This is a genomic window from uncultured Subdoligranulum sp. (assembly GCF_963931595.1).
GTDB lineage: Bacteria > Bacillota > Clostridia > Oscillospirales > Ruminococcaceae > Gemmiger.
The window spans coordinates 1,673,877-1,693,881 of the sequence record NZ_OZ007030.1; the positions used below are offsets into that span (position 1 = coordinate 1,673,877).

The following is a 20,005-nucleotide window of genomic DNA, read 5'->3' on the forward strand; positions in this document are numbered from 1 at the left end:
TATCTTCTCCCTCCTCTTACAGTTTCAGGCCGGCTTCGCGGGCGCCCTCAGCAAGCGCCTGCACACGGCCCTGGTAGACGAAACCGCCGCGGTCGTAGACCACTTCGGTAATGCCCTTCTCCAGGCACTTCTTGGCGATGGCCTCGCCAACCTTCTTGGCAGCCTCGATGTTGCCGCCGTACGCATTGAAATCTTTGTCCATGCTGGACGCGCTGGCCAGGGTGACACCCTTGGTATCATCGATAACCTGGGCGTAGATGTGCTTGGCAGAGCGGAAAACATCCAGACGGGGACGCTCGGCGGTGCCGCTGATCTTGCCGCGGACACGGCGATGACGGCGAAGACGAGCTTCGTTCTTATCAGCCTTATTGACCATAATGTTTCTCCTCTCCTATTATTTACCCTTGCCGGCTTTGCCTTCCTTGCGGATGACATACTCGCCAACATAGCGGATACCCTTGCCCTTGTACGGCTCGGGCGGGCGCTTGCCGCGGACTTCGGCGGCAAACTGACCGACTTCCTGCTTGTCGATACCGACGATGCTGAAGTGCAGCGCGTCTTTCAGTTCGATCTTGATGGTGTCGGTCTCCTCCACCTCAACGGGGTGAGAGAAGCCCAGCGTCAGGACCAGCTTGTTGCCCTGCTTGGCAGCACGGTAGCCGACGCCCTGGATCTCCAGGTCTTTCTTGAAGCCTTCGGTGACGCCAACCACCATGTTGTGGATGATGGTGCGGGTCAGGCCGTGGAGGCTGCGGGCCTCCTTCTCGTCATTGGGGCGGGTAACCAAAATCTCATTGCCCTCAACGTTCACGTTCATGAGGGGATGGTATTTGGAATGCAGGGTACCCTTGGGGCCCTTCACGGTGATGGCGTGCTCGGCCGCGTCGACCTTGACTTCCACACCCGCGGGAATGACGATGGGTTTTCTTCCAATTCTCGACATTGTCTATTGCCCCTTTCTTACCACACAAAGGCGAGGACTTCACCGCCGACATGGGCAGCACGGGCAGCCTTGTCGGTCATGACGCCTTTCGAGGTGGAGATGATCGCGGTGCCCAGGCCCTTCATGACCTTGGGCATATCTTCGCAGTTGGTGTAAATACGCAGGCCCGGCTTGGAAACGCGCTTCAGGCCAGCGATGACCGGCGTGCCGTTTTCCTGGTACTTGAGGGTCAGGGTGATGGTCCCCTGCTTGTTGTCCTCGGTCACTTTCATACCCTTGATGTAACCCTCGTCAACCAGGATCTGGCAGATCGCCTTCTTCAGGTTGGAAGCAGGGATATCCACGGAAGGGTGTTTGGCAGTGCTCGCGTTGCGGATGCGGGTAAGCAGGTCCGCGATGGGATCGGTGATTTGCATGCCACTAACCTCCTTAGGTTGTGTTTCTCAAAGTTGATTTTCGTTCAGACAGAAGCAATCAAGGGCTTACCAGGAAGCCTTCTTGACGCCGGGGATCTCGCCCTTGTAGGCCAGCTCACGGAAGCAGATACGGCAAATACCGTACTTGCGCAGGTAAGCATGGGGACGGCCGCAGATCTTGCAGCGGTTGTAAGCGCGGGTCGAGAACTTGGCAGGACGCTGCTGCTTGAGCTTCATAGAAGTTTTTGCCATGATGGTTCCCTCCCTTAGTTAGCGAACGGAGCGCCCAGAGCCTTCAGCAGCTCCTTGGCTTCCTCGTCGGTCTTGGCGGTGGTGACGAAGCAGATGTCCATGCCGCGGATGGCGTCGACCTTGTCGAAGTCAATCTCGGGGAAGATGATCTGCTCCTTCAGGCCGAAGGCGTAGTTGCCGCGGCCGTCGAAGGAGTTGCCGTTGATGCCGCGGAAGTCACGCACACGGGGCAGCGCGACGTTGAACAGGCGGTCGACAAACTCGTACATACGCTCACCGCGCAGGGTGACCTTGGCGCCGATGGGCATGCCCTGGCGCAGCTTGAAGTTTGCAACGCTCTTCTTGGCCTTGCAAACCACGGCCTTCTGGCCGGTGATCTGGCCCAGGTCGGAGATGATGGCATCGATGACCTTGGCGTTCTCTTTGGCTTCGCCGGCGGCAACATTGATGATGACCTTATCCAGCTTGGGGATCTGCATAACGCTCTTGTAGCCGAACTTCTTGTTCAGGGCCGGAGCGATCTCGTTGACATACTGTTCTTTCAAACGTGCCATTGTGTACTCCTCCCTTACAGTTCAGCGCCGCACTTGCGGCAGATGCGGACGTTCTTGCCGTCCTTGACGGAATGGGCAACGCGGGTGGGCTTGCCGCACTTGGGGCAGACAGGCTGCACCTTGCAGGCGTAGATAGCGCCCTCGGCCTTGACAATGCCGCCCTGCTCACCCTGACGGCGAGGCTTGACGTGCTTGGTGACCATGTTCAGGCCCTCGACGATGACCTTGCCCTCTTTCGGGGAAGTCTGCAGGACCTTGCCGGTCTTGCCCTTATCCTTGCCGGAGATGATCATGACGTTGTCGCCGGTTTTAACATGAAGATTGTTCATTCTTATTAAAACCTCCTTACAGCGATTCGGGAGCCAGGCTCAGGATCTTGGTGAAACCGGCGTCGCGCAGCTCACGCGCCACAGGTCCAAAGATACGAGTGCCCTTGGGGCTCTTGTCGGCCATGACGATGACGGCGGCGTTCTCATCGAAACGGATGTAGGAACCGTCGTCACGGCGCAGGCCATGCTTGCTACGGACGATGACGGCCTTGACCACGTCGCCCTTCTTCACGGTACCACCGGGAGCAGCCTTCTTGACGCTGCAAACCACGATGTCACCGATGTTTGCGTATCTCTTGCGGGTACCGCCCAGTACACGGAAGCACATTAACTCCTTGGCACCGGTATTGTCGGCCACTTTGAGATAAGTTTGCATCTGAACCATCTTTCAGGTCCTCCTTTCAAAGTACCAGGCTGATTATTTCGCTTTCTCGATGATCTTGACCAGGCGCCAGTTGACATCCTTGGAGAGTTTGCGGGTCTCCATGATCTCGACGCGGTCGCCGATGCCGGCTTCGTTGTTCTCGTCATGGGCCTTGAACTTCTTGGTGCGCTTCAAGATCTTCTTGTACAGAGGGTGCTGGACGCTGTCCTTGACGGCAACGACGATGGTCTTGTCCATCTTGTCGGAGACAACAGTGCCCACACGGGTCTTTCTCAGATTACGTTCCATGTTTTACCCTCCCTCTTACGCGTTTTTCGCATTCTTCTCGGCCAGGACGGTCATCACGCGGGCGATGTCCTTCTTCACGGTCTCGATCCGAATGGGGTTGTCCAACTGGTTGATGGCGTGCTGAAAGCGCAGGTTGAAGAGTTCGGCCTTCAGGTCCTTGAGCTGCTTGTTCAGCTCGACATCGGTCATTTCGCGCAGTTCAGTGGCTTTCATTCAGCGTCACCCTCCTTTACAGCGTCAAGGCCTTCGCGCTTGACGAATTTGCAGCGGACCGGCAGCTTGTGGCTGGCCAGGCGCAGAGCCTCGCGGGCGGTCTCCTCGCTGACATCAGCCAGCTCGAAGAGCACGCGGCCCGGCTTCACAACGGCTACCCAGTACTCCGGGCTGCCTTTACCGGAACCCATTCGGGTGCCGGCCGGCTTCTCGGTAACGGGCTTGTCGGGGAAGATCTTGATCCAGACCTTGCCGCCACGCTTGATATAACGGGTCATCGCAACACGAGCCGCCTCGATCTGGTTGGAGGTGATCCAGGAGGGCTCCAGGGCGATCAGGCCGTAATCGCCCTGATTCACCTTGTTGCCGCGCACGGCCTTGCCGGTCATGCGGCCGCGCTGGACGCGGCGGTACTTAACACGTTTCGGCAGTAACATTACTGTTTGCCTCCTTCCTTCTTGGCGGGGGCTTTGGCGCCCTTCAGGATCTCGCCTTTGTAGATCCAAACCTTGACGCCAACCTTACCATAGGTGGTGTTGGCCTCGGCGAAGCCGTAGTCGATGTCGGCGCGCAGAGTCTGCAGGGGGATGGTGCCCTCATGGTAGCTCTCGGTGCGGGCGATATCGGCACCGGCCAGACGGCCGGAGCAGGTCACCTTGATACCCTTGGCCGGCGTAGCGCTGCGGTCACGGGGCTGCATGGCGTTGCGGATCGCCTGCTTCATGGCGCGGCGGAACGCGATGCGGCGCTCCAGCTGAGAAGCAACGTCCTCGGCCACCAGCTGGGCGTTGGTGGTGGTGCCCTTGACTTCGATGATGTTCAGGTTCACAGCCTTGCCGGTGAGCTTGGCAAGCTGCTTCTCCAGCTTGGCGCTCTCAGAGCCGCCCTTGCCGATCACGATGCCCGGCTTCGCGCAGAAGACGTTGACCTTCACGCGGGGAGCACCGGTCTGGCTGTCGACGGTACGCTCGATTTCGATCTTGGGAACGCCGGCAGCGTACAGCTGCTTCTTCAGGGTCTTGCGGATCTTGTGATCCTCGACCAGGGTGTCGCCGAATGCCTGCTTAGAGGTAAACCAGCGGCTGTCCCAATCTTTAATTACACCCACGCGCATGCCGTGGGGATTGACTTTCTGGCCCATTTGTTTACCTCCTTACTGTTTCTCTTTCAGCACAACGGTCATGTGGCTGGTGTGCTTCAGGATGCGGTACGCACGGCCATGGTCGCGCGGCATAATGCGCTTGAGGGTGGGGCCGGGGCAGACATAGCATTCTGCAACGTACAGGTTGTTGCGGTCCATGTTGAAGTTGTTTTCCGCGTTTGCGGCAGCAGAGTTCACCAGTTTGAGAAGGGGCTCGCAGGCGGCCTTCGGGGTGTACTGCAGGATAGCCAGCGCTTCGTCCAGGGGTTTGTTCCGGATGAGGTCCATCACGATCGAAACCTTGCGGGGACTAATGCGGGCGTAACGGAGAATTGCCCGTGCTTCCATTCGATGTTCCTCCTCTCTTATTTGCCGGCGGTCTTGCCGCCGCCGTGACCGGTGAACTTGCGGGTGGGAGCGAACTCACCCAGCTTGTGACCGACCATGTCCTCGGTAACGTAGACAGGCACATGCTTGCGGCCGTCATGGACGGCGAAGGTGTGACCGACGAACTCGGGGAAGATGGTGGAGGAACGGCTCCAGGTCTTCACGACGCTCTTCTTGCCGCTCTCGTTCATGGCCTCGACCTTTTTCATCAGGGAAGGCAGAACGTAAGGGCCCTTCTTGGTGCTTCTAGACATTGTTCAATTACCTCCCTTAGCCGTTGGCGCGCTTGACGATGAACTTGTCGCTGCGTGCCTTGTGTTTGCGGGTCTTCAGGCCCAGAGCGGGCTTGCCCCACGGAGTACGAGGACCGGAATGACCAACCGGAGCACGGCCCTCGCCGCCGCCGTGCGGGTGATCGCAGGGGTTCATGACGGAACCACGGCTGCCGGGACGGACGCCCATGTGGCGCTTGCGGCCGGCCTTGCCAAGGTTGACGTTCTCGTGATCCAGGTTGGAAACCACACCGATGGTGGCGATGCAGTTCAGACGAACGTTGCGCATCTCACCGGAGGGCAGACGGACCAGCGCGTAGCCATTCTCCTTGGCCATCAGCTGGGCCATCACACCGGCGGAACGGACCAGCTGGCCGCCCTTGCCGGGGTAGAGCTCGATGTTGTGGATCATGGTACCGACGGGGATGTTCTCGAAGGGCAGAGCGTTGCCGGGCTTGATATCGGCGTTGGGGCCGGCCATGATCTTGTCGCCGACCTTCAGGCCATCGGGAGCCAGGATGTAGCTCTTGACGCCGTCCTCGTACTCCACCAGAGCGATGAAGGCGGAACGGTTGGGATCGTATTCCAGCGTCTTGACGGTGGCGGGGACATCAAACTTGTTGCGCTTGAAGTCGATGACACGGTACTTGACGCGGTTGCCACCGCCGTGATGGCGGACGGTGATCTTGCCGGTGTTGTTGCGGCCGGCATGCTTCTTCTTGGACTCGAGCAGGCTGCGCTCCGGCGCGACCTTGGACAGCACGCTGTAATCGGTAACAGTCATGCCACGGCGGCCGGGGGTAGTCGGCTTGTACTTTTTAATAGCCATGATGTTCTCCTTATTGTTATCTTATGAATTTTTATCGGGGTCATATCCCCATAAGCGAACCCCTCGGCGGGGTTCTTGACGGCAGGAGACCTGCCGGGTCATCAGACCATGCTGTTGAAGAACTCGATCTCCTTGGAGTCGGGAGTCAGGGTCACGATGGCCTTCTTGCTCTTGGCAGTGTAGCCGGCGTGCATGCCCTGACGGCGATAGCGGCCGCGCACCGAAATGGTGTTGACCTTGGCAACCTTGACGCCGAACAGCTCTTCCACTGCCTTGGCGATGTCGATCTTGGTGGCATCGGTGGCAACCTTGAAGGTGTACTTCTTATCGGCCAGACCAGCCATGGAGTTCTCGGTGATGACGGGGGCGAGAACGATGTCCTGTGCGAATTTCATCACGCATATACCTCCTCAAGTTTCTTGGCGGCGTCCACGCTGAGGATCAGCTTGTCGGCGTTGACCACGTCGTAGGTGTTGACGCCGGTCGCGGCGGTCTTGACACCGGGGATGTTGGCGGCGCTCTTGACGAACTTCTCATCGAGAGCATCGTTGACGATCAGGTTCTTCTTGCCGGCGCCCACGGCGGCCAGGAAAGCAACCACGGTCTTGGTCTTGTACTCGTCAGCGGCGATCTTGTCCACGATGATCAGGTTGCCGTTGGCAGCCTTGTCGGACAGGGCGCTGAGCAGGGCCAGACGCTTGACCTTCTTGTTGATGGTGTAGTAGTAGCTGCGGGGCTTGGGGCCGAGAGCGACACCGCCGTGAGTCCACTGCGGAGCGCGGATGGAACCCTGGCGAGCGTGGCCGGTGCCCTTCTGGCGCCAAGGCTTCTTACCGCCGCCGCGGACTTCCTTGCGGATCTTGGTGTTCTGGGTGCCCTGGCGCTGGTTGGCCAGGAAGTTGACGACTGCCTCGTGGACAGCCTTCTCGTTCGGGGTGATCCCGAAGACGGCGTCGGAAAGCTCAACGGTGGAAACCTTCTTGCCGTTCATATCGACGACATCAAACTGTGCCATTGTGTTTTCCTCCTTTACGCTTTCACGCTGTCGTGGATGGTCACGACCGAGCCCTTGGGGCCGGGGATCGCACCCTTGATGGCGATGAGATTATTCTCAGCGTCGACCTTGACGACGCTCAGGTTCTGTACGGTCACCCGCACAGCGCCCATGTGGCCGGGCAGACGCTTGCCCTTGAACACGCGGGACGGGGTGGAAGTGGAACCGTTAGAACCGGCATGACGGGCCACAGGACCGGTGCCGTGGCTCTCGCGCAGGCGATGCTGGCCGAAGCGCTTGATAACGCCCTGGTAGCCCTTGCCCTTGCTGGTGCCGACCACGTCGACCTTGTCGCCCTCTGCGAAGACATCCGCCTTGAGGATGTCGCCCACGTTCAGGCTGGCGATGTCATCGAAGCGGAACTCGCGCAGGGTGCGCTTGGGGGCAACGTCGGCCTTGTCGAAGTGACCCTTGGCGGCCTTGTTGACCTTCTTGGCGCTCACTTCGCCGTAGCCCATCTGCACGGCCTGGTAGCCGTCAGACTCAACGGTCTTCTTCTGCACGACGGTGCAGGGGCCGGCCTCGATGATGGTGACCGGGACGACCTTGCCGTTGGCGTCGAACAGCTGGGTCATGCCCAGCTTCTTGCCGATGATACCTTTTTGCATTGTTTTGTCCTCCTGTAAAGGTTATTGGTTGGTGGTTTCCCATCAACATGACCTCTCCGCTGTAGGGTTCACAGCGAGATCGGTGTTTTCGTCTCTCACATTGGGTGCCGGCGGTTCGCAGATCACGGCTGCGCGTACCGGCGTATTATAATGTAAGAAGTTCGATCACAGCTTGATCTCGATGTCAACGCCCGCGGGGAGCTGCAGGCTCATGAGAGCCTCCACCGTCTTGTTGGACGGCTTCAGAATGTCGATCAGACGCTTATGGGTGCGGGTCTCGAACTGCTCACGGCTGTCCTTGTACTTGTGGACAGCGCGCAGGATCGTGACGATCTCCTTGTCGGTGGGCAGGGGGATCGGGCCGGACACGCGAGCGCCGGTGCGCTTCGCGGTCTCCACGATCTTCTGTGCCGCGGCATCGATCAGGGATGCATCATAGCTCTTCAAACGAATTCTGATTTTTTCTTTGACTGCCATTGCTTTCGCCTCCTAATAAAATTTGTGCCTTAGGCGAGCCGATAAATCACACACGTTTCCGGGCGTTCAACTTTCTCGCATGACAAAATCCGGTGAACCGTTTACACACAGTTCTCCCGGAAAGAATCATCACAAAGTCAGTTGAACATTGGTCCGTGCCGCAGAATGCAGCGCCGTACATATCCCTTTGTTTCCGTAATTCTTTCGCCCGGTTCTAAGATCGGACATACTCCGCGGAAAAACCCGTCAACCTATCGGCGGACGGCAACCTCCCGCATCAACGCATATCGCGGCTTGCGCAGAACGCTTGTGACATTCCGCCCAAGCCTTTCGCAGCCGAGAATGATTATAGCACACGTTTCCCGGCGTTGCAAGTGTTTTTTGGGCGATTTTCTAAATTTTTTTGAAAAAATTCTGCGTTTTGCCGAAAGAAGATTTCCTATGTCACCGGAGGGCGTTTTTCGGTTTGCCTCCGTCCTCCGCTGCTCACAGGCACCCGTTTTTGGGAGCGGGCGGAGCGTCTTCCCCGCCCTGCCGGCGGGTGCGAAGAAGCAGTCTCCCCATTCCGGGCCCGGCGGCGGGGGCATTTCCCTGCCCCGGGGCCCGGCAGCGGGGTCAGCGCACCGGCGGACAGATTTTGAACGCCACGGCATAGTCTGTGCAGAGATCCGCCCATTATGTATTACAAATCGTATTATTGCATTGAATTATACAGTTTGTTCCCTTTCAAAGCCGTATATTCCGTCAGTTGGGCAGATCAAGGGATGCCACCCGCCAGCCGGTTTCGGAGGGTTCCAGCCGCACGATGGAGGCACTGGCCGTATCGGGCGTGTAGGTAATCCCCTCTCCCCAGCCCACAAAGTCATCGCTCTCCACCGTCAGGGACAGCTGCCAGAACTGGATGCTGCCGTCGGGCTGCAGTTCCGGCTGGGTGAAACTTGTACCGCAGTATCTGATGTTGGAGCCGCGGTCGCCGCCCTGGAAGACAATCTCATCATTCTCCCCCTGATAGTAGGGGTGCCAGTCATCAGGATCTTCCTCTGCAACAGGGCCGCCCAGAATTCCCTCACAGACTGCCGGGCTGTACACCGCCTCAAGGTACCGGGTCAGATCGCTGTAGGTGGTATACAGGCCGCCCTCTTTGGTAGTGTACCAGCCGGTTTCCTCGTCATAGTCCGCCGGCCAGATGCCGCCCGACATGCTGTTGTGGTTATACTCAAAATTGTAGGCGGATGCCATGCAGGCCGCCGCCTGGTCGCTGAGCGCCGCCGGCACCTTATAGCTTGCCGTCTGCTCCCACCGGCTGGCCACCCAGGGGGTCGAAATGGTCACCTGCTTGATATCGGGCCGCGGGACCAGGTAGTCATCCCGCAGCTTCAGATTATAATAGTTAACAGCGCCGCTGCCGGGGTCGGTCCAAGTCTCGGGGTCGGGGTTAAGTGCCTGCAAAGTTTCCAGCGGCACCCCAAAGGCCTCCGCCGCCTCCGCCAGCGTCCCCTTCCAGCTGGCAATCCGCAGCGTCACCGGCTGATCCGGCCAGGCCACATAGTCCAGCAGTTCCAGAGGGCCTTCCGTCACGGTATAGCCGGGCTTCTGTTCCGGCATGACAGAAGTCCATTCTTCCAGTGTGGTTTCAGGCAGGGAGGCTTCCTCCACCGGCACAGCCGTTGGCGACGGCGTGGGCGACGCTGCAGGCAGGGGCGAAGGAACCGCCGTAGGTTCCGGGGCAGACGTGGCCGCAGGGAGGACACTTTCCGCCGGGGTGCAGGCTGTCAACAGCAAAAGCGCTCCCAGCACCGGGATCATACGTTTCATACAGATTCGCCCCTTTCCCAAAATTTTCATCCGCTTTTTCTCCAGTATACCATAAAAGCCACATACCGCACATACGGCATGTGGCTTTTGTGAAAAATTTACAATTCAGCGCTTTTTCAGCTGTTCTTCCAGGCCGGGGCGCGGGGTGACGTAGACGGTGGTGTAGACGTTGTACAGCACCATGCCGGGCTTGGCACCGTTGGCCTTCCAGATGTTCTTCACCTCGGTGGTATCCACCGCCACCTTGGCGCCGCCGTTCTGGCTGGAATGGAGCACCGCCAGCTCGGCCGCCTCCTGCCTGGTGGTGTCGGGGATATCCAGTCCCCGGCTCATCACCACACAGTGGCTGCCCGGCGCCTTCTGCACATGGAACCACAGGTCCTTGCCACGGGCGGTGTGCAGCGTCAGCTTGTCGTTCTGCAGGTTGTTGCGGCCCACCAGGATCTCGAAGCCGTCGCTGGAGGTGTACCGCAGGAAATCCGCCGGTTTCTGTTTGCGGTCCCGCTGCTTGTAGTACTTGAGATAACCCTGGCTCTTGAGTTCGGCGCGGATCTCGTTGAGGGCCGCCTCGCCGGGGGCGGATTCCACCTCATAGAGCACGGTGCCCAGATATTCGATCTCGGCTTCGCCCTCCACCAGCAGCTTCTGCAGCATGGTGTGGGCGGTCTGCTTCTTTTTGTAGTCCTTGAAATATTTCTGGGCGTTCTCGTTGGGACCGAGGCGGGGGTCCAGCCGGATGGTCATATCCTCGCCGGTATAGTAGTTCTGCACCGTCACCTGGCGGTCCCCCTTGTGGATGGCCCACAGGTTGGCCTGGAGCAGCTCCCCGCAGAGGCGCAGCGTGTCTGCCTTGGCGGACTGGGCCAGCTCCTCCCGCCGGGCGGCCTGCTTGCGCACGGCGCGCTCGTGCATGTTGTGTACCGCCTTGTACAGTTCCCGGCTCTTCTGCCGCAGCCGCTCCGCCCGGTCCTTGGTGGCGTAGTAATCCTCCAGCATCTCGCTGTAGGTGGGGTACTGGGTCAGGATGGCCTGGGTGCCGTACTGCCGCGGCACAAAGAAGCTGAACTCCACCGGCTTGGCGGTGCCGTCCGGCTGGGGCAGCCGCACCGCCGTGGGCGTACCGCCGGCGGCGTGCTCCTCCTTCAGGGCGTCCAGCGCCTCCGCCAGCATGCGGCGCTCCCCCTCGGAGAGTTCGCAGGCCAGGGCGGGCGTCTCCCCCAGAGCGCGGCAGACAGCCTCCCGCACCACGATGGGCCCCACGCCCGCCACCACCTTGCCCAGGGCCGAGGCCACCGGCAGGTCCTTCTGGCAGGCGGCTGCCACCATGGACGCCGCGCTGGTTGCCAGAAAATCCGGCCGGTTGGGTTTGGGCGGCAGCGTGTAGGGCAGGCCGGGCAGCAGCTGCCGGACCTCGCTGTCCTCGAAATCCACCCGCTTCAGGGCGTCGATGATGCGGCCGTTCTGGACCAGCACCAGGTTGGAATACCGCCCCATCAGTTCCGCCGCCAGCGTGTTGGTGACCAGGTCCCCCATCTCGTTGGTGCAGCGGAAATCAAAATAGACGATGCGGTCCCCCGGTTCCCGGCGCAGGTCGATGAGCCGCCCGCCCGTCAGGTGCTTGCGCAGCAGCATGCAGAAGCCCGGGGGCGTCAGCGGGTTTTCAAAGGTTTCCTTCGTCAGGCAGACGCGGGCGGAACCGCTGCGGGCCGACAGCAGCAGCCGGTGGGTTTCGGTGCGGGTGCGCAGCGTCACCAGCACCTCGTCGCGGGTGGGCTCAAAAATCTTGTCGATCTTGGCATCCAGCAGCGTTGTCTTCAGTTCGTCGGTGACCAGCGCCAGCGTGGCGGCATCCAGAGACATAGTTTCACTCCTTCCGGCCCGCAGGCCGGCATCAAACGTTCAAATAAGTATAAGGGTCGGTATCGGCCGCCGCATGGCGCACCTCCAGCCGGGGGAAGGCCGCCTGCAGCCGGGCCGCCAGCACATCGGCAATGCCCTGCTCGGTGCCCCAGTGGCCGGCCACCACCAGGCCGATTCCTTTCTGCCGGGCCAGCAGCGCAATGTGGTGGGCCGCCTCTCCGGTGACCAGGCAGTCGGCGCCCTCGTCGATGGCGTCCTGCAGGTATCCGCCGCCGCCACCGCTGACCTCCGCCAGCCGGGTGACCGGCTTGCCGCTGTCCACATACTTGACGCCGCTGTGCAGCTTTTCCGCGCAGAACCGGGCGATGGCCTGGGTGGTGGTGGGGGTCACCGTGCCGATGCGGCCGCAGTTTTCCGCAAAGTTGCGGCGGTCCTCCCGGGAGATGCCCAGCAGGTCCGCCAGCGTATCGTTGACGCCGCCGGCGGTGGCGTCCAGGTTGGTGTGCATGCAGATGCCCGAAATGCCCTTTTGCAGCAGCATGGCCGGGACATCCTCCGCCGTGATCTGCGCCATGGGATGGAAGATCACCGGGTGGTGGCTGACCACCAGCTGGCAGCCCGAGGCCGCCGCTTCCTGCACCACCTCCGCCGTGATGTCCAGCGCCGTGAGCACCTTGTCCACCGGGCGGCCGGCGTCCACCAGCAGCCCCACGTTGTCCCAGCTGCAGGCCAGTTCCGGCGGGGCAAAGGTTTTCAGTTCCTGCAAAATTTCCTGTACCGTTACAGACATGAGCGTTTCTCCAATTCTTGTATCAGGGCGTCCACCGCGTCGGCCTCGGCGCCGGGGGCAAGCCCCAGACGGTATTTTTTCAGTTTCACATTCTGCTGGGCGCAGTACGCCCCGAAACCGGGCTGGCCCTCGGTTTTGCCGCAGAGGCATTCCAGGCCGTCCGGTTCATGGGCCGTGCCGGCATACTGCGCATTCATGACGGCATACCACCGCCCCGCCGCCTGGGCCAGCGTCTCGGCAACCAGGGCAAAGCCCCGGCGGGCCAGCCACCGCCGCAGAATGCTGTGCTTGGTGGCCGGCACCAGCACCAGGTTGTAGCGGGCATCCAACACCCAGGGCGCCGCCTCGAGGATCTCGATGATGGTCTCGGCCCCCATGCCGGCGATGATGATATCCTCCACCTCGCCGGGCGCCACCACCGACAGGCCGCTGCCCAGCCGGCACTGCACCTTCTCCCCGTAGGGGGCACAGCGGCGGCGGGCCTTGTCCAGCGGGTCGGGGCGCAGGTCACAAGCCAAAACAAGCGGGCAGCGACCGCTGCCCGCCAGTGCGGCGCTTAATTTGCCATGATCGCAGCCGATGTCCGCCGCGGCATGCCCCGGCCTTACATAGGCAAAGGCAGCCGCCAGACGGGCATCCAGCCGCGGTGGATTACTGGTGTGCAAAGTAATCGTTCAGCTGGGCCACGAGGGCATCGGCGTCCACACCATGGACGGCGCAGGCCTGCTCCACGGTCTCACCGTGGGCCGCCATGCAGCCCAGGCAGTGCATACCGGTGGCCAGGAAGATGGGCACGCAGCCCTGGGCGGGGTCGTGGTTGAGGATTTCGGCGATGATGGTATCTTTCGTAACAGTCATGGGAAGGTTTCCTTTCTGATTTGTTGTATTTTTATGAAACCGGCTGCCAGGAGGTGTAGAGACCGAACCCCTGGAGCTGGGTCAACAAGGTGAGGAGCGCCACCCACAGCGCCGCCCCGTGAGCGGCACTGCGGCGCAGCGCAAGCCGGCGGTTGTGGTGCACCAGCACCAGCGCCAGCGGAAGGACCGGCAGCAGGTAGCGGCCCTGCATGCCGAAGAGTGTCTGGTAATTGATGGGCGTCCAGTTGAGGGCCGCGGCCAGAACCGCCGCCGCCACGCAACAGAGAATGCCCGCCATCCCCCACGCCGCGGGGCGTGTGAGCAGCGTTTTTTCCTCCTGCCGGGGCAGCGCCGCCGCCAGCAGCGCCAGCAACAGGCCGATGGCGATCAGCCAGCTGACATCGATGCGGTAAACGATGGGCTCGCCCAGCGTGGTGCCCAGCAGGCCCTGGAGCCAGAGCCCGCCCTGTTCAGGCAAAGTGCGCAGCAGCAGCTTGACGGTTGCCGGCAGATTGCGGCAGATATACCCGAAGGAGAAGGTCCAGATGGAGTCCCCGTTGGGGTTGACCATCAGCAGCTGGTCGGGGGTAAGCCCCCCGCCCATGCGGGAGAGGGCGAAGACGCCGCCTGCCCCCAGCAGCACCACCGCAGCCGCCACGCCCCGGACAAACCGGCGCCGTGCCGTAGGGGTGCGACAGACCCGCAGGTAGACGGCACAGAGCACCGCCGCCAGCACCACCACCGCCAGACCCCCGGCCGCCAGCACCGCCCGGTTCATATCCCGGGCCGCGTAGGCCAGCTCCGACAGGTTGGCGGCCATCCAGAGCACCGCCGCCAGCAGCAGGATGCCCAGCTGGACCAGGCGTCCCGGGCGGACCGGCAGGCCGCGCAGCGATACAGTAGAATTTTCCGCCGTACGGCGCGGGTCGAGGTGCTCGGCCGGAATGGCCAGACAGAGCAGGATCACCGGCAGATAGATGGCCTTGGCCGGGGCCACCGCCGCCGCCAGCACCGCCAGCAGAACCAGCTGCCAGCGGGCGGCACGTTGGGTGCGCAGCCGCATGCAGAGGGCGGTGAACAGGAAGACCGTGCCCAGCACCCCCGCGTCGGGGGAAAGGCTGGCGGCCAGCTGCAGGGACATGGGCAGCAGCGCCACACAGGCGAAGAGCCCGCGCAGCACGCCGGGAGCCGCTGCCACCGCCGCCACCGTCAGGATCAGATACAAAAGCAGGTTGGCCGTGCGGCCCCAGCCCAGCATGGTGTAGAAGTTTTGGCCATTCAGCCGCGCCAGCCAGATGCCCAGCGCCTGGGCCCAGTAGTTGCCGCTGCCCTGACCGGCCTCCGCCTCGCTGACTTCGGTCAGTGTGTTGGGGCTGCCGGCGTCCTGGGCGGCCGCCTGGGCCTGGGCTTTGTAGGCAAAAATGCCGATCTCGCCGGTTTTGGTGCCGAAATAGGGAGCATCGCAGCTGCGCACCAGCAGATGGCCGCTCTCGTCAGCGGTCTGTTGGCCGCTCCACCGGCCGGCCAGCTCATAGGCCGCCGCCAGATGGGTGTATTCATCAGGGGCTACCAGGGCGGGGGTCACCCGCAGGAAGCCGCAGCCCAGTGCCAGGCCGGCCACCGCCACCAACAGGGCCAGAGGCGCCTGCAGCACCGCCAGCAGCACCGCCCCGAAGGCAGCCACCGCCAGCGGGGCGGCCAGTCCCTGGGCCAGGCGGGAAGGCCAGTTGCCCGAGTAATCCGCCACCAGCTGGATGGCCAGCGTGGCGTCCAGCGGCTCGCCGTCGGCGCCGCCACGGAGCAGCTCCATGCCGTCCACCGCCCCTTCGCTGGCCCAGAGCCCCAGCGGCCCGTCCCAGGGCACCGCATTATAAAGGTGCACCGTCAGCGTTTCTGCTTTCTCGGGTATATAGGGCTCGTCCATCGTGAAGGCGGTAAAATTGTCGTCGAAGATGTTGAGGAAGTTGCCCGCCATCTGGGCGATGAGGGTGCCTTCCTCGTTGGTGACATCCACCATGACCATGCCGGACTTGTAGAGCTGGCCGTGGGTGCTGAAATTCAGCCGCACCCCGTAAAAGGCCTGCCCGGCCTGGAGGGGCACCTCCTGGGTGAGGCCCTCCTCCGGCAGGTCGATGATCTGGGTGTAGTCATCGTTAAGGATCTCAAACACCGGTTGGTTGCCCAGCCTGTCCTGCAGGTCGTAGCCCACCCAGCGGCAGAGCAGCCAGACCGCGCCGGCTGCCACCAGCGCCGCCACCAGGGCGAGCACACCCCGCCACACTCGGGAAGATAAGGACATGGGGATCGCCGCCTTTCTTTCAGGATTTGCGTGGGCCGCTGTTATTATACCGCAACCGGAGCAAAAGCGCAAATGCTTCACGCCCGGCGGTAGAGATACCAGGTCACGGTGCCCTCGCCGCCGTCGTAGGAAGCCTCATCGATGCAATGGTACGAGGGGAACCGCTGTTCCAGGTCATCCACCAGGGCCACCACGTAGGTCACGGCCCCCTCTTCCAGCAGGCGGTTCTGTTCGGTCCACTGGGCTTCCAGCGGCATGTTGGTCACGCAGAAATACCGCCCCGGCGGCAGCAGACCCGACGCCGTATAGAATCCGCCGTCCAGGGTTCCGTAGTTGAGAAGGCTGGCCTCTTCGTCCGCCGCCATCGTCCGGGCAAAGCGCAGCTGGGGCAGGCTTTCCGCCGCCCGGCCGCGCAGCGGCGCGTTGGGGCTGGCCAGCCAGGCAAAGGCCACCGCGGCCGCCATCCCCGCCCAGGGCAGCAGCATCCTCACAGGCCGCAACCCTTCCACCCGGGCAGAAAGGCGGACCAGCGGCACGAGACCCAGCGGTGCAAAGACCGCGAGCACCAGCCCGTAGTAGACAAGATACCCGCCCATCAGGCTGGTGAGGGCCAGCCCCGCCGCCAGCAGCACCACCGAACCAGCCACAGCCCGGCGGCGGGCAGCCAGAGCGCCCACCAGAAAGAGCAGCGTCAGCCCGGCGGCCGGCAGGGCATCCCGCACCGCCCACCAGAGGTGCTGCGGCAGCGCGGTCGCGCCGCCGCTGTTTCCTGTATACAGGAAGAGGTTATCGTAAAAGTAGGCGGTGAACCAGTCGTCCAGCGCCCCGTGCACACCGAAGTAAACCACCCAGGGCAGCGTGGCCAGCGCCATACCGGCCAGATAGGCCCCGCAGCTGCGGGCCAGGGCACGGGTTCTTCCCTGCCGCAGGTAGAGTGCCGCCAGCACCGCCGCCCACACCAGATAGAAGCCCAGCACGGTATATTTGAGCCAGAGGGCACATCCCGCCAGCACCCCCTGCCCCAGCACGGCCGCCAGGGGCATCTCCTGCCGCCGGTGCACTGTGCGCAGCAGCCCGTACAGGGCCACCGCCAAAAAGGGTAGCAGGAATTCCTCGGCGCTGCCCCCGTGGGAGAAGGCCCGGCTGGCGGCAATGCCCGCTGCCGGAAGCACCGCCCAGGCGGGATGGGGGGCTTTGGCGGTAAAGAGGGCGACGGTATCCAGGCTGACGGCCAGAAACACCGCGAAGGCCGCCACTTCCAGAATCAGCACCCCGGTGAAGCCGGTGTGGTCCATCAGCCAGCCGATGCCGTAGAGGAAATACAGCACCGGGCCCTTGTGGTCGAAGACATCCCGGTAGAGCACCCGGCCGCTGAACATGGACTTGCCCATGGTGAAGAAGATGTTGGCGTCCATCCAGTCATTGAAGGCAAACAGAGGGGAAGATTTGCTGCACAAAAACAGCAGTACGGCGGCGATACCTGCGCACCACAGCAGTTTTTTCCCTGTGAGACACCGGGTCACAGGCACACCTCCCAAAACAAACCGCGCCCCAGTCGGAACCGACCGGGGCGCGGAATGGAAATTCAAACTCGTGTTACACGTTTACACGCGCAAAATCAGCCGTTCTCTTTCATCTTGGCAAAGCACTCGCTGCAGTAGACCGGGCGGTCCTCACGCGGCTGGAAGGGAACTTTGCAAGCCTTGCCGCAGCTGGCGCAAACGGCATCGTACATCTGACGCTCACCGCGGGTAGCGTTCTTGCGGGCATCGCGGCAGGCCTTGCAGCGCTGGGGCTGGTTCTCGAAACCACGGCTGGCGTAGAACTCCTGCTCGCCGGCGGTCCAGACGAACTCCTTGCCGCATTCCTTGCATACCAAAGTCTTGTCTTCGAACATAATGGGTATCTCCTCTGTTTGTATTTGCCCGCGGAAGAATCTAAACCAACGCATAACGAACTGATTTTAGGCGCTACTGGGGGCAGGTTGATATATGACCAGGCAAACGCCTGAATCCAAAAGTTTCACCCGCGCAGCTTGCGGCGGGCGCGGGCCAGCGCATTGGCCACTGCCTTGGGTGTGATGCCAAGGTCGCGGGCTGTCTGGGCTACCGGCTGGCCATGTAAACTGGCCACCAGAGCCCGACGTTCCAGCACAGAAAGTTCGGTCTGCATGCGTTGCAGGGTGTCGGCGTAGCGTTCCCCCGCGATGGCCAGTTCCTCCGGCCCCGGCTGGGGAATGTTCTCGGCATCGGGCAGCGGTACACTGAAGTTCAGCGGTGCATGCTTCTTGCGCAGGGCCGCCCGCTGGGCGTCCTGCTGGGCATGATGGATGCAGGCGGCGGCGTAGGAGGCAAAGGGCGTACCGGCGGCCGGCCGGTAGCTCCGCACGGCCTGAAACAGTCCGATCAGGCCCTCCTGCACGGCGTCCTCAAAATCCAGGCCGGGAGCCCGGTAGATCGCCGCCCCCTTGCGGATGGCGGGCATCATACGGGCAATCAGTGCGGCCAGGGCGGTATCGTCCCCCTGCTGTGCGCGCACAAGCAGGTCATCGTCCACTTTTTGCATGAAAACTTCTCCATCCGGCAGATGCGAACACCTTTATAATACCTGTAATAAAGGCATTTGTCAAACATTTTTTATGCAGCCTGCCGAAAGTCTCCCGGCTGATTTTGTGCATCCCGGGTGCTTGTAATTTCCAGGGCAACCTGCTATACTGAAAAATACAGCAAAAGGGAGTAAGCGGCACGGTATGGCAGCGGCCAGCCGTGCGTTCGGCCTCGTCACCACGGGCGTTGTGCACGCCCCGGGGTCCTACCCAAGCACTGAGACTTTTGCCGCAGTCGGTACGCGATTGCGGCAAAGGTCTTTTTTGTTGCTCCCCGTGCAAAATAAAGGAGGAATTCCCATGAACGTTCTGCAAACCTTCGCCGGACTGTTTGCCAACTTCGGCAACCTGACCTGGCAGATGGTGGTCATGTGGATCATCGGCGGATTGCTGGTCTACCTGGGCATCGTCAAGAAAATGGAACCCAGCTTGCTGGTGCCCATGGGCTTCGGCGCCATCCTGGTAAACCTGCCGCTGTCCGGCGCCATCACCCAGGGGGACACCGAAGGGCCCATCACCGCCCTGTTTGAAGCGGGCATGTCCAACGAGCTGTTCCCGCTGCTGCTCTTCATCGGCATCGGCGCCATGATCGACTTCGGCCCGCTGCTGGAAAAGCCCTGGCTCATGCTGTTCGGCGCAGCGGCCCAGTTCGGCATCTTCTTCACCCTGGCGGTGGCCGGGCTCTTCTTCGACCTGCCTGACGCCGCCTCCATCGCCGTCATCGGTGCCGCCGACGGCCCCACCGCCATCTTTGTGGCCAACACGCTGGGCAGCAAATACCTGGGCGCCATCATGGTGGCGGCCTACAGCTACATGGCGCTGGTGCCCATCGTGCAGCCGCCGGTCATCCGCCTGTGCACCACCAAAAAAGAGCGGCTCATCCGCATGCCCTATAAGAAGGGCAACGTGACCAAGACCACCAAGATCCTCTTCCCCATCGTGGTGACGATCCTGGCCGGTCTGGTGGCCCCGGCCAGCGTGGCGCTGGTGGGCTTTCTGATGTTCGGCAACCTGATCCGGGAATGCGGCGTGCTGAACTCCCTGTCCGAGACCGCCCAGAACGTGCTGGCCAACCTGATCACCATCGTGCTGGGCCTGACGGTGGCCGGCCAGATGACCGCCGACAAGTTCGTCAAGCCCGACACGCTGCTGATCCTGGCCCTGGGCCTGGTGGCCTTCATCTTCGACACGGCGGGCGGCGTGCTCTTTGCCAAGCTGCTCAACATCTTCCTGCCGGAGGGCAAAAAGATCAACCCCATGATCGGCGCCGCCGGCATCTCGGCCTTCCCCATGAGCGGCCGTGTGGTCAACCAGCTGGGCCTGGCCGAGGACAACCAGAATTTCCTGCTGATGTACTCCATCAGCGTCAACGTCTCGGGGCAGATCGCGTCGGTCATCGCCGGCGGCCTGATCCTCACCCTGATGGGCATGTAAGGAGGATTGCCGTATGAATATTGCTTCCCTTGCCACCACCCTGCCGATGCTGCTGGTGGGGATGCTGGGCATCTTTATCGTGATTGGCGTCATCATCCTGGCGGTCTATCTGCTGAACCGGGTCACCCATCACAGCGACGAATCCTGATTTCTCCCGCACAAAAAGCCCCGCGGACCGGTCCGCGGGGCTTTTGTA

The 20,005-nt window shown here is 61.9% G+C and carries 29 protein-coding genes; 2 read left to right on the forward strand and 27 right to left on the reverse strand.

Annotated elements, in window-relative coordinates; translation table 11 throughout:
- Positions 1-16: 16 nt before the first annotated feature.
- From rplR to ABGT73_RS08210, 27 genes are all read right to left on the reverse strand, one after another.
- Positions 17-376 (reverse strand): 50S ribosomal protein L18, encoded by a 360-nt coding sequence (gene rplR / locus ABGT73_RS08080; RefSeq protein WP_007047280.1) that lies wholly within the window; start codon positions 374-376, stop codon positions 17-19.
- A gap of 18 nt (positions 377-394) precedes the next feature.
- A complete protein-coding gene (gene rplF / locus ABGT73_RS08085; RefSeq protein ID WP_007047281.1) occupies positions 395-943 on the reverse strand; it encodes a 50S ribosomal protein L6 in 549 nt (182 codons plus the stop codon).
- Between the two features lie 17 nt (positions 944-960).
- Complete coding sequence (gene rpsH, locus ABGT73_RS08090; protein ID WP_007047282.1) at positions 961-1,359, reverse strand: 30S ribosomal protein S8; 399 nt, start codon at positions 1,357-1,359, stop codon at positions 961-963.
- 66 nt (positions 1,360-1,425) lie between these two features.
- Complete coding sequence (locus ABGT73_RS08095) at positions 1,426-1,611, reverse strand: type Z 30S ribosomal protein S14 (protein ID WP_295339852.1); 186 nt, start codon at positions 1,609-1,611, stop codon at positions 1,426-1,428.
- A gap of 14 nt (positions 1,612-1,625) precedes the next feature.
- Positions 1,626-2,165: a 50S ribosomal protein L5 gene (gene rplE / locus ABGT73_RS08100; protein ID WP_346669272.1), complete on the reverse strand. Its 540-nt coding sequence runs from the start codon at positions 2,163-2,165 to the stop codon at positions 1,626-1,628.
- 14 nt (positions 2,166-2,179) lie between these two features.
- Positions 2,180-2,494 carry a 50S ribosomal protein L24 gene (gene rplX, locus ABGT73_RS08105; RefSeq protein WP_295339848.1) on the reverse strand — a complete coding sequence of 105 codons (315 nt, stop codon included), beginning with the start codon at positions 2,492-2,494 and terminating at the stop codon, positions 2,180-2,182.
- 16 nt (positions 2,495-2,510) lie between these two features.
- Positions 2,511-2,879 carry a 50S ribosomal protein L14 gene (rplN, locus tag ABGT73_RS08110; RefSeq protein WP_007047286.1) on the reverse strand — a complete coding sequence of 123 codons (369 nt, stop codon included), beginning with the start codon at positions 2,877-2,879 and terminating at the stop codon, positions 2,511-2,513.
- Positions 2,880-2,912: 33 nt separating this feature from the next.
- Positions 2,913-3,167 (reverse strand): 30S ribosomal protein S17, encoded by a 255-nt coding sequence (gene rpsQ, locus ABGT73_RS08115; protein WP_007047287.1) that lies wholly within the window; start codon positions 3,165-3,167, stop codon positions 2,913-2,915.
- Positions 3,168-3,182: 15 nt separating this feature from the next.
- Positions 3,183-3,380, reverse strand: a complete 198-nt coding sequence (gene rpmC / locus ABGT73_RS08120) for a 50S ribosomal protein L29 (protein ID WP_007047288.1) — start codon at positions 3,378-3,380, stop codon at positions 3,183-3,185.
- Entirely contained in the window at positions 3,377-3,817 is a 441-nt protein-coding gene (gene rplP / locus ABGT73_RS08125; RefSeq protein WP_346669273.1) for a 50S ribosomal protein L16, read from the reverse strand. The genes rpmC and rplP overlap by 4 nt, the downstream gene beginning before the upstream one ends.
- On the reverse strand, positions 3,817-4,521 hold the full coding sequence (rpsC, locus tag ABGT73_RS08130) for a 30S ribosomal protein S3 (protein ID WP_346669274.1): 705 nt from the start codon (positions 4,519-4,521) through the stop codon (positions 3,817-3,819). Before rpsC ends, rplP begins: the two co-directional genes overlap by 1 nt.
- 12 nt (positions 4,522-4,533) lie before the next feature.
- The gene (gene rplV, locus ABGT73_RS08135; RefSeq protein WP_346669275.1) at positions 4,534-4,869 is read right to left on the reverse strand and encodes a 50S ribosomal protein L22; all 336 of its coding nucleotides are present in this window, start codon (positions 4,867-4,869) and stop codon (positions 4,534-4,536) included.
- Positions 4,870-4,886: 17 nt separating this feature from the next.
- Positions 4,887-5,162 carry a 30S ribosomal protein S19 gene (rpsS, locus tag ABGT73_RS08140; protein WP_007047292.1) on the reverse strand — a complete coding sequence of 92 codons (276 nt, stop codon included), beginning with the start codon at positions 5,160-5,162 and terminating at the stop codon, positions 4,887-4,889.
- Positions 5,163-5,178: 16 nt separating this feature from the next.
- Entirely contained in the window at positions 5,179-6,009 is an 831-nt protein-coding gene (rplB, locus tag ABGT73_RS08145; RefSeq protein ID WP_346669276.1) for a 50S ribosomal protein L2, read from the reverse strand.
- A 101-nt stretch (positions 6,010-6,110) separates the two neighbouring features.
- Complete coding sequence (gene rplW / locus ABGT73_RS08150) at positions 6,111-6,404, reverse strand: 50S ribosomal protein L23 (RefSeq protein ID WP_007047294.1); 294 nt, start codon at positions 6,402-6,404, stop codon at positions 6,111-6,113.
- The gene (gene rplD, locus ABGT73_RS08155) at positions 6,404-7,024 is read right to left on the reverse strand and encodes a 50S ribosomal protein L4 (protein ID WP_346669277.1); all 621 of its coding nucleotides are present in this window, start codon (positions 7,022-7,024) and stop codon (positions 6,404-6,406) included. Before rplD ends, rplW begins: the two co-directional genes overlap by 1 nt.
- A 14-nt stretch (positions 7,025-7,038) precedes the next feature.
- Positions 7,039-7,671, reverse strand: coding sequence for a 50S ribosomal protein L3 (gene rplC / locus ABGT73_RS08160; protein ID WP_007047296.1), 633 nt, complete (start codon positions 7,669-7,671; stop codon positions 7,039-7,041).
- 165 nt (positions 7,672-7,836) lie between these two features.
- Positions 7,837-8,148, reverse strand: coding sequence for a 30S ribosomal protein S10 (rpsJ, locus tag ABGT73_RS08165; protein ID WP_007047297.1), 312 nt, complete (start codon positions 8,146-8,148; stop codon positions 7,837-7,839).
- Positions 8,149-8,892: 744 nt separating this feature from the next.
- A complete protein-coding gene (locus ABGT73_RS08170; RefSeq protein ID WP_346669278.1) occupies positions 8,893-9,963 on the reverse strand; it encodes a hypothetical protein in 1,071 nt (356 codons plus the stop codon).
- 105 nt (positions 9,964-10,068) lie between these two features.
- Positions 10,069-11,823, reverse strand: a complete 1,755-nt coding sequence (locus tag ABGT73_RS08175) for an NFACT RNA binding domain-containing protein (protein ID WP_346669279.1) — start codon at positions 11,821-11,823, stop codon at positions 10,069-10,071.
- A gap of 31 nt (positions 11,824-11,854) precedes the next feature.
- Positions 11,855-12,613, reverse strand: coding sequence for a Nif3-like dinuclear metal center hexameric protein (locus ABGT73_RS08180; RefSeq protein WP_346669280.1), 759 nt, complete (start codon positions 12,611-12,613; stop codon positions 11,855-11,857).
- Positions 12,604-13,278, reverse strand: coding sequence for a class I SAM-dependent methyltransferase (locus ABGT73_RS08185; protein ID WP_346669281.1), 675 nt, complete (start codon positions 13,276-13,278; stop codon positions 12,604-12,606). Before ABGT73_RS08185 ends, ABGT73_RS08180 begins: the two co-directional genes overlap by 10 nt.
- The gene (locus ABGT73_RS08190) at positions 13,265-13,471 is read right to left on the reverse strand and encodes a DUF1858 domain-containing protein (RefSeq protein WP_346669282.1); all 207 of its coding nucleotides are present in this window, start codon (positions 13,469-13,471) and stop codon (positions 13,265-13,267) included. The genes ABGT73_RS08185 and ABGT73_RS08190 overlap by 14 nt, the downstream gene beginning before the upstream one ends.
- A 31-nt stretch (positions 13,472-13,502) precedes the next feature.
- A complete protein-coding gene (locus ABGT73_RS08195; RefSeq protein ID WP_346669283.1) occupies positions 13,503-15,770 on the reverse strand; it encodes a DUF2142 domain-containing protein in 2,268 nt (755 codons plus the stop codon).
- Positions 15,771-15,847: 77 nt separating this feature from the next.
- Positions 15,848-17,293: a hypothetical protein gene (locus tag ABGT73_RS08200; protein WP_346669284.1), complete on the reverse strand. Its 1,446-nt coding sequence runs from the start codon at positions 17,291-17,293 to the stop codon at positions 15,848-15,850.
- A gap of 95 nt (positions 17,294-17,388) precedes the next feature.
- Positions 17,389-17,667: a zinc-ribbon domain containing protein gene (locus ABGT73_RS08205; protein ID WP_346669285.1), complete on the reverse strand. Its 279-nt coding sequence runs from the start codon at positions 17,665-17,667 to the stop codon at positions 17,389-17,391.
- 125 nt (positions 17,668-17,792) lie between these two features.
- Positions 17,793-18,335 carry a sigma-70 family RNA polymerase sigma factor gene (locus ABGT73_RS08210; protein WP_346669286.1) on the reverse strand — a complete coding sequence of 181 codons (543 nt, stop codon included), beginning with the start codon at positions 18,333-18,335 and terminating at the stop codon, positions 17,793-17,795.
- Positions 18,336-18,675: 340 nt separating this feature from the next.
- On the opposite strand from ABGT73_RS08210, the gene ABGT73_RS08215 reads away from it, so the two are divergent.
- Positions 18,676-19,809, forward strand: coding sequence for a sodium ion-translocating decarboxylase subunit beta (locus tag ABGT73_RS08215; RefSeq protein ID WP_346669287.1), 1,134 nt, complete (start codon positions 18,676-18,678; stop codon positions 19,807-19,809).
- Between the two features lie 13 nt (positions 19,810-19,822).
- Positions 19,823-19,957 carry an oxaloacetate decarboxylase gene (locus tag ABGT73_RS08220; RefSeq protein ID WP_346669288.1) on the forward strand — a complete coding sequence of 45 codons (135 nt, stop codon included), beginning with the start codon at positions 19,823-19,825 and terminating at the stop codon, positions 19,955-19,957.
- Positions 19,958-20,005 lie beyond the last annotated feature (48 nt).